The organism is Nostoc sp. C110, assembly GCF_043099725.1.
Taxonomy (GTDB): domain Bacteria; phylum Cyanobacteriota; class Cyanobacteriia; order Cyanobacteriales; family Nostocaceae; genus Nostoc; species Nostoc muscorum_A.
On record NZ_CP171148.1, the window covers coordinates 144,584 to 157,477 of the forward strand.

At 43.3% G+C, this 12,894-nt stretch carries 14 protein-coding genes; 4 read left to right on the forward strand and 10 right to left on the reverse strand.

The features are described from left to right. Positions 1-22: 22 nt before the first annotated feature. Positions 23-685, reverse strand: coding sequence for a cadmium resistance transporter (locus tag ACFFRD_RS06440; RefSeq protein ID WP_114085251.1), 663 nt, complete (start codon positions 683-685; stop codon positions 23-25). A 126-nt stretch (positions 686-811) separates the two neighbouring features. Between ACFFRD_RS06440 and ACFFRD_RS06445 the strand changes: the two genes are divergently transcribed. Beyond that, positions 812-1,519 (forward strand): cadmium resistance transporter, encoded by a 708-nt coding sequence (locus tag ACFFRD_RS06445; RefSeq protein WP_392480842.1) that lies wholly within the window; start codon positions 812-814, stop codon positions 1,517-1,519. Between the two features lie 58 nt (positions 1,520-1,577). Here ACFFRD_RS06445 and ACFFRD_RS06450 read toward each other — a convergent pair whose 3' ends face one another. Genes ACFFRD_RS06450 through ACFFRD_RS06460 form a run of 3 tightly spaced genes read right to left on the reverse strand, consistent with a single transcriptional unit; the run spans position 1,578 to position 3,205 of the window. Continuing rightward, positions 1,578-1,721 (reverse strand): hypothetical protein, encoded by a 144-nt coding sequence (locus ACFFRD_RS06450; protein ID WP_392480843.1) that lies wholly within the window; start codon positions 1,719-1,721, stop codon positions 1,578-1,580. A gap of 32 nt (positions 1,722-1,753) precedes the next feature. Next, positions 1,754-2,716 carry a cysteine synthase A gene (gene cysK, locus ACFFRD_RS06455; protein WP_114080548.1) on the reverse strand — a complete coding sequence of 321 codons (963 nt, stop codon included), beginning with the start codon at positions 2,714-2,716 and terminating at the stop codon, positions 1,754-1,756. Between the two features lie 18 nt (positions 2,717-2,734). Continuing rightward, positions 2,735-3,205, reverse strand: a complete 471-nt coding sequence (locus ACFFRD_RS06460) for an Rrf2 family transcriptional regulator (RefSeq protein WP_174713315.1) — start codon at positions 3,203-3,205, stop codon at positions 2,735-2,737. A 225-nt stretch (positions 3,206-3,430) separates the two neighbouring features. On the opposite strand from ACFFRD_RS06460, the gene cysE reads away from it, so the two are divergent. Both cysE and ACFFRD_RS06470 read left to right on the forward strand, forming a co-directional pair. After that, positions 3,431-4,159: a serine O-acetyltransferase gene (cysE, locus tag ACFFRD_RS06465; RefSeq protein ID WP_220186622.1), complete on the forward strand. Its 729-nt coding sequence runs from the start codon at positions 3,431-3,433 to the stop codon at positions 4,157-4,159. 175 nt (positions 4,160-4,334) lie between these two features. Then, positions 4,335-4,925: a Crp/Fnr family transcriptional regulator gene (locus ACFFRD_RS06470; RefSeq protein ID WP_163929767.1), complete on the forward strand. Its 591-nt coding sequence runs from the start codon at positions 4,335-4,337 to the stop codon at positions 4,923-4,925. 15 nt (positions 4,926-4,940) lie between these two features. Here ACFFRD_RS06470 and ACFFRD_RS06475 read toward each other — a convergent pair whose 3' ends face one another. Together ACFFRD_RS06475 and ACFFRD_RS06480 are read right to left on the reverse strand one after the other, a co-directional pair. Further along, positions 4,941-5,279 (reverse strand): NIL domain-containing protein, encoded by a 339-nt coding sequence (locus tag ACFFRD_RS06475; protein WP_392480844.1) that lies wholly within the window; start codon positions 5,277-5,279, stop codon positions 4,941-4,943. A gap of 22 nt (positions 5,280-5,301) precedes the next feature. Next, positions 5,302-5,946 carry an NIL domain-containing protein gene (locus ACFFRD_RS06480; RefSeq protein WP_392480845.1) on the reverse strand — a complete coding sequence of 215 codons (645 nt, stop codon included), beginning with the start codon at positions 5,944-5,946 and terminating at the stop codon, positions 5,302-5,304. A 586-nt stretch (positions 5,947-6,532) separates the two neighbouring features. Between ACFFRD_RS06480 and ACFFRD_RS06485 the strand changes: the two genes are divergently transcribed. After that, the gene (locus ACFFRD_RS06485) at positions 6,533-8,983 is read left to right on the forward strand and encodes a beta strand repeat-containing protein (RefSeq protein WP_392480846.1); all 2,451 of its coding nucleotides are present in this window, start codon (positions 6,533-6,535) and stop codon (positions 8,981-8,983) included. A gap of 82 nt (positions 8,984-9,065) precedes the next feature. On the opposite strand, the gene ACFFRD_RS06490 is transcribed toward ACFFRD_RS06485, so the two are convergent. The 4 genes from ACFFRD_RS06490 to ACFFRD_RS06505 all read right to left on the reverse strand — a co-directional run bounded on the left by ACFFRD_RS06490 (position 9,066) and on the right by ACFFRD_RS06505 (position 12,603). Next, positions 9,066-9,332 carry an NIL domain-containing protein gene (locus ACFFRD_RS06490; RefSeq protein ID WP_163929773.1) on the reverse strand — a complete coding sequence of 89 codons (267 nt, stop codon included), beginning with the start codon at positions 9,330-9,332 and terminating at the stop codon, positions 9,066-9,068. Positions 9,333-9,577: 245 nt separating this feature from the next. Beyond that, complete coding sequence (gene cysW, locus ACFFRD_RS06495) at positions 9,578-10,453, reverse strand: sulfate ABC transporter permease subunit CysW (protein WP_392480847.1); 876 nt, start codon at positions 10,451-10,453, stop codon at positions 9,578-9,580. Next, positions 10,440-11,300: a sulfate ABC transporter permease subunit CysT gene (cysT, locus tag ACFFRD_RS06500; RefSeq protein WP_392480848.1), complete on the reverse strand. Its 861-nt coding sequence runs from the start codon at positions 11,298-11,300 to the stop codon at positions 10,440-10,442. Before cysT ends, cysW begins: the two co-directional genes overlap by 14 nt. Before the next feature lie 154 nt (positions 11,301-11,454). Beyond that, positions 11,455-12,603 carry a sulfate ABC transporter substrate-binding protein gene (locus ACFFRD_RS06505; protein WP_392480849.1) on the reverse strand — a complete coding sequence of 383 codons (1,149 nt, stop codon included), beginning with the start codon at positions 12,601-12,603 and terminating at the stop codon, positions 11,455-11,457. Positions 12,604-12,894: the final 291 nt, after the last annotated feature.

The following is a 12,894-nucleotide window of genomic DNA, read 5'->3' on the forward strand; positions in this document are numbered from 1 at the left end:
AGCATTCAACATCCAACATTGATTAACTTCTCACCCAAGGTAGTAGAGTGAATGTACCTCGCTCATACATAATGAACAGACCCAAGCCGATTAACACAAAAGGTACAGCAGCTTTACCGTAGCGACTTAAAATATAAGCAATGGTAGGTTGACGACTTAAAAAATAAGCGATCGCACACCAAACCCCTACCATGATAAAAAATATACTTAGAATTACTCCCAAGCTGGCAAGATTCTGACCAGCGAACAAAGGGATATATATACTAATATTGTCACCACCATTAGCGATCGTTACTGCTGCCACTTTATAGGTTTGGGGGTGCAAAACACTTAAAATAAAAGACAATACCGGATTAGTAGGCGTAGGTTGATTAAAATCACTACTGACTGTTTGAACTGTTATAGTTTCTTCTTTTCTATATATTAATTGTTGAATACCAATAGCAATTGGTAGCAATCCTAGCAATCCTATCCATTCTCGCTGTATGACCAATCCCCCAAAAAATCCTGGTAAACTAGCGATGATAATGGCTGAAAAACCCAGATATTGACCAAGTAAGATATGCCGCCGCCGAAAATTAACATCTATCTGTGAAAAAAATATTAACAAGATAATTATGTCATCTATGTTAGTGGCGATGAAGGCAATAATTCCTTCACTGAAGACTGTCCCTAACTTACTCATGCTGGATTTTTAGAACCTACGATTTCTCACCATACCAAATTAACCTTTCAAGTAATTGAACTACACTACTCTTTAATACCCATTCCCTATCTGATCAGTCTCAAGACCTGAAAACTGCTGTAAAATATGAACGAATTAGTTACTGCAATTACTACAGGGTCAATTGCGTTCATTGCCACTAATATTGATGATATTGTCATTTTATTATTGTTTTTTTCTCAAATAAATACTAGCCTTCGTCCTCGGCATATCGTTGCTGGTCAGTTTTTAGGTTTTACAGTTCTGCTAATCCTTAGTCTTCCTGGTTTATTTGGTGGTTTAGTATTATCTAAAAACTGGATTGGATTACTTGGTTTATTGCCAATGTCCATAGGTATCAGTAGTTTGGTGAATCGGGAAGAAGATTCATCAAAAGAAGTTGTTGCTACGACAGAAGAGGCTAAGATATCAACAATTACGAGTTTTTTTTCTCCCCAAAGTTACAGTGTGGCAGCCGTTACACTTGCCAATGGTAGCGATAATATTAGTGTCTACGTGCCTTTATTTGCTAGCAGCAACTTAAAGAGTTTTGTGGTAATTATCGGATTATTTTTTCTATTATTAGGGATTTGGTGCTATGGAGCATACAAATTAACTCACTACAGAGTAATAGCTGATATATTGACTCGCTATATTAATAATTTTGTGCCTTTTATTCTTATAGGATTAGGCGCTTTTATTGTATTAAAAAGTGAAGCTTTGAGCTTAATAAAGCTAGCTGCTAGTTGTTTCTGTTTGATTATTTTGGTGAAAAATAATGAAAGTGTAGATGAAATTGGCGAAAATTCTAAGTAAGTGGGCGTGAATAATAAAAGGTTTGTAGTGAGGGCTTTAGCCCTATTTTAAGGGCTGTTCACGAAGCCCTGGCGAATGGAATAGAGCCTCCGGCACGCCAAGGGCGAACGCGGCTATACAAACAAAACCCACCTCCGTGGGTTTCAAATTCTTCAAGTCCGCGTAGGCGGACTTCGTTTGTGTAGCCGCGATTTCTAATCACCTGGTATATTTACTTAAAATCGTTATGCAGAATCAAACTTTACTCAACCACTCATTCTCTTCTGGATCTTTGAATAGTGAGGTGCTGAGGTAGCGTTCGCCGAAGCTAGGCTGGATCATGACGATTAGACGACCTGCATTTTCTGGACGTTGTGCTACTTGAATAGCCGCATATAAAGCAGCACCAGTAGAAATGCCCGATAACAATCCTTCTTCTTTTGCTAGGCGACGGCTGTAAGCGATCGCTTGCTCATCCGCTACCTGAATCACTTCATCCACTAATTCTGGACGATAAATTGCTGGGACAAATCCCGCACCAATACCCTGAATTTTGTGAGGCCCTGATTTCCCACCCGTTAATACCGGACTGCTGCTTGGTTCAACTGCGATCGCTTGAAAACTTGGCTTCCGTCCTTTAATAACTTCTGCAACTCCTGTAATCGTCCCACCAGTACCCACTCCCGCCACTAGAATATCCACCTCTCCATCGGTATCATTCCAGATTTCTTCTGCTGTGGTTTCGGCGTGAACTTTCGGGTTGGCGGGGTTGCGGAACTGCTGCAACATATAAGCATTAGGCGTTTGAGCTAAAATCTGCTCTGCACGACCGATCGCTCCTCGCATCCCTTCTACACCTGGCGTTAACTCTAATTGAGCGCCATAAGCTTTGAGCATCGATCGTCTTTCGTGGCTCATTGTGTCAGGCATCGTTAGAATAAGATGGTACCCCTTAGCGGCCGCCACCATCGCTAGCGCAATTCCTGTATTCCCAGAAGTCGGCTCTACTAAAATAGTTTTTCCGGGGTGAATCAAGCCTGCTTCTTCCGCCGTTTCCACCATACTCGCGCCAATCCGATCTTTCACAGAAGATGCTGGATTCATGCTTTCTAGCTTCACCACAATCCGAGCAACCGCTCCTGAAGCTTGGGGAATTTTGTTTAATTGAACTAGAGGAGTTCGTCCGATTAACTCTGTGATATCTTTCGCTATCCGCATGTGAATACTCCGTCGTGTCTAAATATAATACATCGGGCTTTGCTGGGCGCGAGTCTCTCTTTCCTCGCACAAGTCTTGGAGTGTATAGCGACCCAATACTTCAATTGAAGCAGCGTTAGCTTGCTCCCAAACTTCATAAACCAGAGTCTTTTCTAGAGTCGGAGAGTCAGATGTATCTTTCTCTTTCCGCTCACCTTCGACTAAAGTCACAATTTCCAGCAGTGTAATCTGCCAAGGTTCACGAGCTAAAACAAAACCTCCTTTAGAGCCGCGTTGACTCTGCACCACACCAGAACGCCGGAGGTTGGTCAAAATTTGTTCCAAATAGCGTTCAGGTATAGGTTGTTTGGTAGTGATCTCGCTCATGGTTAGAGGAAGTTTTTTTCCGTGGTGGCTTGCCAGTTCTAAGAGTGCTAGCAATGCATATTCCACTTTGGAAGACAGATCCAAGAGAGCGTAGTTTTGGCTATTCAAGACTGTACTCAACATACTACGGTGAATTGGGGGACTTATCGCAGTTTATCCGAAATTAATTTTTTCAAAGTGTGGAATGTGATAGCATCCCACTTACTAACCATAAAAACACTATATTCTATCGACTTACCGTAGATTATTATCTTACATAATTCCCATAAATGACTCGATCTTTTTGTGGGAATTATCCTGAGTTTCTGTTTTCAGAGCCTCACTTACCAACGAAAATCTCAACAGAGTATGCTAATAACTGATTTGCGAACCATTTTTGAGCGTGACCCAGCAGCCCGTAACTGGCTAGAAGTATTGTTCTGTTATCCTGGACTCCAAGCCCTAATATTCCATCGATTGGCACACTGGCTCTATAAAATTGGAATTCCCTTCATACCTCGGTTTATCTCTCATATTAGTCGGTTTTTAACCGGGATTGAAATCCATCCTGGGGCATTAATTGGACAGGGAGTGTTTATTGACCACGGTATGGGAGTTGTGATTGGTGAAACTGCGATCGTGGGCGACTATGCCCTGATTTATCAAGGTGTGACTTTAGGTGGAACTGGGAAAGAGAGCGGCAAACGCCATCCAACTTTAGGTTCTCATGTGGTTGTGGGAGCCGGTGCAAAGGTATTGGGAAATATTCTAATTGGCGATCGCGTCCGTATTGGAGCCGGTTCTGTGGTGCTGCGAGATGTACCCAGTAACACAACTGTAGTCGGGATTCCAGGGCGCGTGACTCGTCAGAACAACTTGTCTACCAATGTTCTGGATCATGATAAAGTGCGCGACGTAGAAGCTGAAGTTATCCGCGCTTTATTTGAACGTGTCAAGGCTCTAGAGAAACAGTTCGAGGAGTTGCAAGATCAATCAAGTTTATCCCCAACAGAGCTTGGCGACGAATTAACCGACAACCCTAAGAGCAAAAACTCTGATGGGATGATTGAAGATTTTCTTGATGGTGCGGGAATTTAGGGAATGGAGGGGAGAGGTGACAGGTGACAGGTGATAGGGAATTATCTGTACTCTGTAACCTGTACCCTATTCCCTTCTTCACTCCCCACTCCCTTTTTTAAAATACCCATAGGTTCTTAGAACCTGATATAAATATAATACTACGGTTAATTTATCGGAGAATAGTGTTATAGTCATGGTATCTTTATATGCAAATTTAACTAGCTTAAACAGTAATAATACTAAAGAAATTTTTGCCCGGAGGTCATTTCTACCAGAGCATCCAAACGGACTTTGGAAGATTGAAACTGGTTTTGTCAGGACTTTTACCTATTTGGAAGATGGTACAACCGTCGCTTTGGGATTGTGGGGCCCTGGAGATATTGTTGGTAAGTCTTTGTCAAAATTAGAACCTTATCAGATGGAATGCCTAACTAAAGTAGAGGCGACAGTCTTACCTGTAGAGGAGTGGACTCAACTAACAGAAACTCTACTTGCCCATATCCAACAAGCTCAAGAATTGATGGTTATTCGTAGCCATAAAAAAGTTGATACCATGCTGATCAAGCTGTTGGCATGGTTATCTAAAAAGTTTGGTTCGGAAGTTGAAAAGGGACGTTTAATAGATATGCGTCTGACTCACGAAGACTTGGCGGAAATGCTAGGTTCAACTCGTGTGACTATCACTCGTGTTCTTGGACAGTTTGAGCAAGAAGGCTTAATTGCTCGTCTTTCCCTGCATCGAATTGTGGTGCGAGAAGAAGATATTTGGTACTACGAAATTTAAATTATTTAGATTATTTCAACAAAACCAGCTATCGCCGTCTGCATTCGGCTTGCCCACAATTCTAAGATTCAGGGATTCCAGATAAGCCAAACCGTTAGAGATTTGTGGTACTGTTCCCCTTAGTTCAATATCAAAACACCCTTCTTCGTCTGTATTTGGTTGTAGCATAGCCTTAGTAATATTAACTACCAAGCCGTAACTAGAAATTAATTGTGAAATCACAGGCGCTTGCAGATAGCATTTGGGAATATATATCCGCAGGCGAATCTGAGTGACTTGGCTTTTGTTAGAGACTGAAGAAACCAGTGATAATCTGGTTTGGGAATTGGTTTGACGTTTATTTAATGCTGCCATTGGATAGTGACGATTTTATTACTTAGCCATCGCTATAAACGCTAGATAAATCCAGCCAAATCGGTAGCCCCAGTTTTTCTAAATAACTCAGGCTAGAGTAAAGTTGTTTGGTTCTCCCCCACAAATCCAAGTCAAACCAGCCGTCATCTTCTGTATCGGGTTGAAGTGTAGCACTGGTAATATTTACAGTTAATCCATAACGAGAAACTAGCTCAGAAATCACTGGCTCTTTGTAATAAGATTTTAAGACACACAGTTGCAAGCGCAATCGATTAGTTTGACCGAGAGAAATCCATTGCCGGAATTGTTCTTGCCATTGATTTGTCAGGAATGCAGAATCTTTGTGACTCAGTTTGCTAGCTAGATTTGGGAAAGGTAAAGAGTGCTGGTTAGATTGAATGTGGTTAGCGATCGCTAATTCCAGTAAATTCACTCCCAATCCTTGCAGGTAAGATAGGCTATTTGTCAGTTTTTGGGGATTTCCCGAAAGTTCCAAATCAAACCAGCCATCGCTGTCACTATCGGATGTCAGTGATGCTGCTTTGATATTGACGGTTAAACCATAACGAGACACCAGCCGCGAAATTACAGGTTGCCTGTTATACCTCTGAGGTACGAGAATCCGACTGTGGACTGAAGCAGGTTCTACAGATTTACACTGAGACATCAGATTAATTCCCAATAGCGATGCCTACCGTGAGCTGCGCCAACGCAATTTTTGGCTTCGGCAGAGAATCTTGCTGATAGCGTACCTGCTGAGATGTCAGCTTTATAGAGATTTTCATATTTCTGATTTTTAATAAACTACGGTGAACTTATCAGTTTATCGTAATAATTATTATGTAAAGCAGATTCTCACAAAGACCGTAAAAAAACAATAAGTAAATTAACTTAAATAATATTGATAATTTTAGTAAAAAAAGTTGAGGTTTAGACGGTTGACAATTTTATACTCATAGAGTGTCGAATGGTAGTAAGAATATTTAAGTGTTTCTACTGTTTTAAGTTTTCTAATCGAAATTTCTCTGATGACTGAAAAAAACTAGGGATACTCAGGTAAAAACCTAGTGGCGGGATTTGTATGTCTAATTCTCATTTCACCCTAAAAGGTGCATAGTTTACGCATACAGAGCAAGTCTGCCTGGTTTTGAACCCTGGTCTTGCAACTCTTAGTCTCGGTTACACGAGACTAAGAGTTGCCTGAAGCTAGATATGAGTTATTCCCTGAATAACAAAAAATGCAGGAGAAAATCATGCCTAATTCATCCTTCAATCTTGCTGACCTCAATGGCACTAATGGCTTCGTCATTAACAGCATTGCAACGGCTGACAGATCAGGCTCCTCTGTCAGCGATGCGGGAGATATTAATGGCGACGGCTTAGACGACCTGATTATCGGGGCACCCGGTGCCGACCCCAACGGCTCTGAATCTGGGCAAAGCTACGTGGTATTTGGCAGCAGCACAGGCTTTAGCTCTAGCCTCAACCTCTCAGACCTCAACGGCGCTAATGGCTTCGCTATCAATGGCATCGCGGCGAATGACTTTTCAGGCAATGTCAGCAGCGCTGGAGATGTTAACGGCGACGGCATCGATGACCTAATCATCGGAGCATCTGGTGCTGACCCCAACGGCTCCCAATCTGGACAGAGTTACGTGGTATTTGGCAAGAACACAGGCTTTAGCTCCAGTCTCAACCTCTCCACCCTCAACGGTACTAACGGCTTCGCCATCAATGGCATCGCAGCAAATAATATATCGGGTAGCTCTATCAGAGGTGCTGGAGATATCAACCATGATGGTTTTGACGACGTGATTATCGGCGCACCTTATGCTAATAACTTTTCCGGGCAGAGCTATGTAGTGTTTGGCAAAAGCACAGGCTTTAGCCCCAGCCTCAATCTCTCCAGCCTCAACGGTACTAACGGCTTTGCTATCAACGGCATCAACGAAGCGGGTGACATATCAGGTGGCTCTGTCAGTGGTGCCGGAGATATCAACGGCGACGGTATCGACGACGTGATTATTGGGGCATCCAATGCCTCACCTAACGGCTCCTCTTCTGGGCAGAGCTACGTGGTGTTCGGCAACAGCACAGGCTTTAGCGCCAGCCTTAACCTCTCTACCCTCAACGGTGCTAACGGCTTCACTATCAACGGCATCAAGGAAGGTGACTTCTCAGGCTCCCCTGTCAGTAGTGCTGGAGATGTCAATGGCGATGGCATCGACGACCTCATTATCGGGGCAATAAGTTTAAGTTCCGAGAACGGTACCGTCTTCGCTTCTGGGCAGAGCTACGTGGTGTTTGGCAACAGCACAGGGTTTAGCCCCAGCCTTAACCTCTCGGAACTCAACGGCTCTAACGGTTTCACGATCAACGGCATTAGGACGGATTCCACAGGGTTCTCTGTCCAAGGTGCTGGAGATGTCAACGGCGACGGCTTCGACGACCTGATTATTCTCAGATCGGAGCAGAACTTTGTGGTATTTGGCAAAAGTACAGGCTTTAGTTCTAGCCTCAACCTCTCGGAACTCAACGGCTCTAACGGCTTTACCATCAACGGCTTCACTCCGAACAACTCAGCCATCTCTGTCAGTGGTGCCGGAGATATCAATGGCGACGGGTTCGACGACCTGCTTATCGGCTCCCAATCTGGGCAAACCTATGTGCTGTTTGGCGGGACGAATATCGGCAACACTAACCTCACAGGAACTGCTGGTGCAGATACTCTCTTAGGCACATCTGGCAACAATATCATCGACGGCAAAGGTGGTAACGATACTCTTACTGGCAACGGCGGTCAAGATAAATTCGTAATTCGCCGAGGCGATCGCAATGATACCATTACAGATTTTGGTGGCGTTGGTAAAGGCTCAAATCCTTCATCAGCAGTGATTGGCAATGTTGACACCTTGCAATTTACAGGGAGTGGTTTAACTGCCCGAAATCTGCAACTAACTCAAAATGGCAGCAATTTGGAAGTCACCTTTGAAAATGTGGCTAATACCAAAGTTACTCTGCAAAACTTTCAGTTAGAAAACCTCGATAACTTGCCAACTTCAACAAGACCTGCCATTGGTAATATCTTATTTGATGGGCAAACCAACATTGCCGACAGCTTTGATGTCTTTGATGCAAATTCCACTCAAACTAGCCTGTACAACAAGAACACGGTAACTTTCCTCAATGAACTCAACAATAACATCACGGGTTTTGACAACTCGGCTGATGTGATCAATGGTCAGGGGGGTAACGATACCATGAACGGGAAAAGTGGCAACGACCTGCTTCGGGGTGGTACTGGCAATGATACCCTTATTGGTGGCGCAGGCAATGATACCCTTGTTGGTGGTGCGGGTGCTGACAGTTTTCTGTACAACACTAATGCGAACTTTGCCAGTTCTGCTGTGGGTGTAGATGCGATCGCTGACTTCAAACACTCCCAAGGCGATAAAATTATTCTGGATAAGACTACTTTTAGTGCGATCGCTTCTACCCCTGGAATAGGTTTTAGTAATGTCAGTGATTTTCAAGTGACCAATTTAGGCAAAGCCAGCACAGCGAAAATTGTCTATGACGCTCTGAGTGGGCAGTTGTTCTACAATCCAAATGGTAGTGAGGCTGGTTTTGGTAGTGGTGGTCTATTTGCCACTCTTAGCGGTGCCCCCGCTCTCACAGCTACAGACTTCATTATTCAAGCGTAGTTGGTTAATATAGTAGTTCTCTATCGGGTATTCGTGAGGGCGTGCAGCTAGCTGTGCGCCCATACTATTGTTGCTATAACCCTTACCAATCAATTGTTTTAGTATCATCCCAGACTTCTAATTCCAAATCATGGAGATAGGTTAGTCCGCTCTGAATTTGTGCATCTGTTCCTTGTAATTCAAGGTCAAACCAACCATCCCCGACAGCATTAGCTCCCAGAATGGCTGCTGTGATATTCACAGTCAGATTGTAGTCAGATACTAGGCGAGAAATCACAGGTTCCTGGTGATAGTCCTTGGGAATTCTGAGTCGAATCCGTTTATTGGTAGGTGTGTTACTAGACATAATTAGTTAATAGCCGTAGAGGTGAGTGGGGGCAGAGGGGTGGAGGGAAACAAGGATGAATAAAAGGGAAAAGGGAAAAGGTTAAAGGGGAAAGGGATGATGATTGTCGCGCCACTTGTGGGCGAGGTTTTTACCTTCCTCATAAAATTTGGATTATTTCGCGCCACTTGCGGGCGAGGTTTTACCTTTCCCCCTTCCCCTTTCCCCCTTCCCCTTCTTATAACCAATGCCCCATGCCCAAAACCTAACTATTCAACATCTTTGATGCTGGTTTTCCGTTCTAAAATCTCTTTCAGCACCAAAGTTACTACTGCTAGCAATGCTAACAATACAGCCGCAGAGAAAGCAGCTTCGGTTTCATACTGTTTGTAAGCATCTTCTACAAACAGTGGTAAGCTCTGGGTTTGGTCAGCAATGTTGCCAGATACCACCGAAACCGCCCCGAATTCACCCATTGCTCTGGCATTGGTCAAAATTAAACCATAGAGTAAGCCCCAACGGATGCTAGGTAAGGTGACACGCCAAAATATTTGCCAATCTTTCGCACCGAGAGTTCTAGCAGCTTCTTCTTGATCCTTACCAAATTCCTCTAAAACGGGAATCACTTCCCGCGCCACAAAAGGCATACTCACGAAGGCTGTAGCCAGTACCATACCTGGAAAGGCAAAGATTATTTTGATATCATGTGCCTGGAGCCAAGGGCCAAACCACCCATTGCGTCCGTAAAGTAGCACAATCATCAATCCTGCGACTACGGGCGAGATGGAAAAGGGCAGGTCAATAATGCTCAAAACTATGGCTCGTCCGGGAAATTTATGACGAGCGATCGCCCAAGCTGCACATAGTCCAAACACAGTATTCAAGGGCAGAGAAATCACAGCCAACAATAGCGTTAGCCAAGCTGCATGAAGAAAAGCCGGTCGTGTTAGGTTGGATAGAAATGGCCCAACTCCTTTGCTGAAGGCTTGGACAAAAACGTTGATTGCAGGGATGTATTGAACTAGGGCTAAATAGGCGATCGCTATCCCAATTAAAACTATTGGCACCCAACTCTTCTGCTCTTTAGGCTTGGCTGTATGTATATCAGATGCAGATGAGTGAAAACTTGGCTTATCTAGTGTCATATCGCCTTGCCCATGCTTGTAAGAAATTAATTGCCAATAGCAGTACCAACGAAATTGATAGTAAAACTATGCCAATTACTGTTGCACCAGAATAGTCATACTGCTCTAAGCGTTGGAAAATTAGTACAGGTGCGATCAAGTCTTGATAGGGCGTATTGGAAGAGATAATCACAGTTGACCCATACTCCCCAACGGCACGAGAGAAACCCAAGGCAACACCAGTCAAAATCGTCGGAAATAAAGGTGGCAAAATCACTTTCCAAAAGGTCTGCCATTGAGAAGCACCCAGACACCAAGCGGCTTCTTCAATTTCCTGTTCCATTTCTTGAAGTACGGGTTGCACAGTTCTCACAATAAAAGGTAGTGAGATAAATATCATTGCCACCGCTACTCCGGTGCGGGTAAAAGCTACTTTAATTCCCAGTGGTGCTAGTAGCGAACCTATCCACCCGTTATCGCTGTAAACTGTTGCCAGGGTTAGCCCGGCTACCGAAGTTGGTAGTGCAAAAGGTAAATCTACTGTGGCATCAATCAAGCGTTTGAAGGGAAAGTCGTAGCGCACCAGAACCCAAGCAATGAGAGTACCAAATACGCCATTGAGTAAGGCTGCAAATATTGCTGTGACAAAAGTTACATTATAGGTGGCTAATGCGATATCACTAGTTGCGATCGCCCAAAATCTCGCCGGAGGTTCCGTACTCGCTTTTAGGAACATGGCAATTATGGGGATAAACAACATCACTGTCAGGTATGCGATGGTGATTCGCCAAGTCCAGGGAACCCGCCGCAATTTCTTCCAGAATGGTGTTTTGCGCTCAACTTCCAAAGAAGAAGATACAGTCGTCATAGTCAAGAATTCAAAATTTAAATTTCACAAGAAGTTTTTTGCCATTATTCGTAATTGCTAATTCGTAATTCAAAGACATTCCAACAAATTTTAATTTTCGATAAAATAATTTTGTAAGGTTATCACTACGAATTACGAATTACTTAATTACCGTTTATTTTTGGGCTTGAATCTTATCAAACACGCCCCCATCTGCAAAGAACTTCTTATCGATTGCTTCCCAACCGCCCAAGTCTGCAACTGTACCTAAAGTTTTCACCTTGGGAAATTTGTCTGTGACTTCTTTAGTTTGAGCTAAAGTCTCATCCACAGGACGGAATCCTAATTTGACAAACTCTTGCTGGGCTTCTGGAGTATAGAGGTATTTCACAAAACCTTCAGCAACTTCGCGGGTTCCATGCTTATCGACGTTCTTATCTACTACTGCGATCGGATTGTCGATGGATATGTTTACATCGGGAATGACATAATCAACTTTCTCGCCCTTTTGCTGTGCCAAAATCACTTCGTTTTCGTAGTTGATTAAGACATCTCCCTGCCCTTGCTTGGCAAATGTATCAGTAGCTTCCCGCGCATCTTTAGGCAATATTGGTACATTTTTGTACACTTTAGTCACAAATTCAGTAGCTTTAGCCTCATCGCCACCTGTTTTAATCACAGAATCCCATAGGGCTAAGAAATTCCACTTAGCAACACCTGAAGTTTTGGGGTTAGCAGTAATTAGTTTTACACCGTCTTTAGCTAAATCTTGCCAGTTTTTGATGCCTTTCGGATTGCCGGAACGAGTTACTAATGCTGCAACTGATTTGGAGACAATACCATTGTTGGGAACTTCTTTCTCCCATCCTGGCTGAATCAATCCAGCCTTCTCAATCTTTGAGGTGTCTCCAGCTAGTGCCAAGTGGACGACATCTGCTTCCAAGCCATCGATAACAGCGCGAGTTTGAGAACCAGAGCCGCCATAGCTTTGTTTGAAGACGACAGTTTGGTTATGATCTTTCTTCCACTGTTCTACAAATTTAGGAATAATTGCTTCGTGAGCCGCTTTGGTGACAGCAAAGGAAACTAGAGTTAGTTCAACACTATCTTTGTTTGCAGCCACAGGAGTAGCGCTAGCATTAGGGGTTTCAGAGGAAGAAGTATTCTCAGTTCCTCCACCAGAGCAGGCGGCAAGCGCCACACTCAATACAGTCCCTACTAAAAAGAGTGATACAAAACCTTTAAGCGAATTTAGTCTGAACCGATATGTTCCATGTTCAGCAATCGCTTGTAATCTTTTCAGTGGGTGTTGCCACAAACTCATTCCATTTCCTCCGCTAAATCTACAGATAACTGATGGGAATACAGTTATATAGTGTTTATCATACCGGATGATTACATCTAACTAGTTGCAAACACCAACAAACATCACATTCTTCATCAAGAATATGGTGATTCTACCAATTATGTGAGGAATTACAATACTTTTATTTTCAAGTATCAAGCAATTTGCTAGGGAATTGAGAATTAGACATTAGTTATTTTTTCTCCCTCATTTGAAATAGTAGTCGGATATTTTACATATCTTCACTACGAGTTTCCCCAGGAAAAATCA

Coding starts and splice junctions, on each gene's coding strand:
- ACFFRD_RS06485 (WP_392480846.1), top strand. CDS start 6,533: ATGCCTAATTCATCCTTCAATCTTGCTGACCTCAATGGCACTAATGGC.
- ACFFRD_RS06460 (WP_174713315.1), bottom strand. CDS start 3,205: ATGTTGAGTACAGTCTTGAATAGCCAAAACTACGCTCTCTTGGATCTG.
- cysE (WP_220186622.1), top strand. CDS start 3,431: ATGCTAATAACTGATTTGCGAACCATTTTTGAGCGTGACCCAGCAGCC.
- cysK (WP_114080548.1), bottom strand. CDS start 2,716: ATGCGGATAGCGAAAGATATCACAGAGTTAATCGGACGAACTCCTCTA.
- cysT (WP_392480848.1), bottom strand. CDS start 11,300: ATGACGACTGTATCTTCTTCTTTGGAAGTTGAGCGCAAAACACCATTC.
- ACFFRD_RS06475 (WP_392480844.1), bottom strand. CDS start 5,279: ATGGCAGCATTAAATAAACGTCAAACCAATTCCCAAACCAGATTATCA.
- cysW (WP_392480847.1), bottom strand. CDS start 10,453: ATGACACTAGATAAGCCAAGTTTTCACTCATCTGCATCTGATATACAT.
- ACFFRD_RS06470 (WP_163929767.1), top strand. CDS start 4,335: ATGGTATCTTTATATGCAAATTTAACTAGCTTAAACAGTAATAATACT.
- ACFFRD_RS06445 (WP_392480842.1), top strand. CDS start 812: ATGAACGAATTAGTTACTGCAATTACTACAGGGTCAATTGCGTTCATT.
- ACFFRD_RS06505 (WP_392480849.1), bottom strand. CDS start 12,603: ATGAGTTTGTGGCAACACCCACTGAAAAGATTACAAGCGATTGCTGAA.
- ACFFRD_RS06480 (WP_392480845.1), bottom strand. CDS start 5,946: ATGTCTCAGTGTAAATCTGTAGAACCTGCTTCAGTCCACAGTCGGATT.
- ACFFRD_RS06440 (WP_114085251.1), bottom strand. CDS start 685: ATGAGTAAGTTAGGGACAGTCTTCAGTGAAGGAATTATTGCCTTCATC.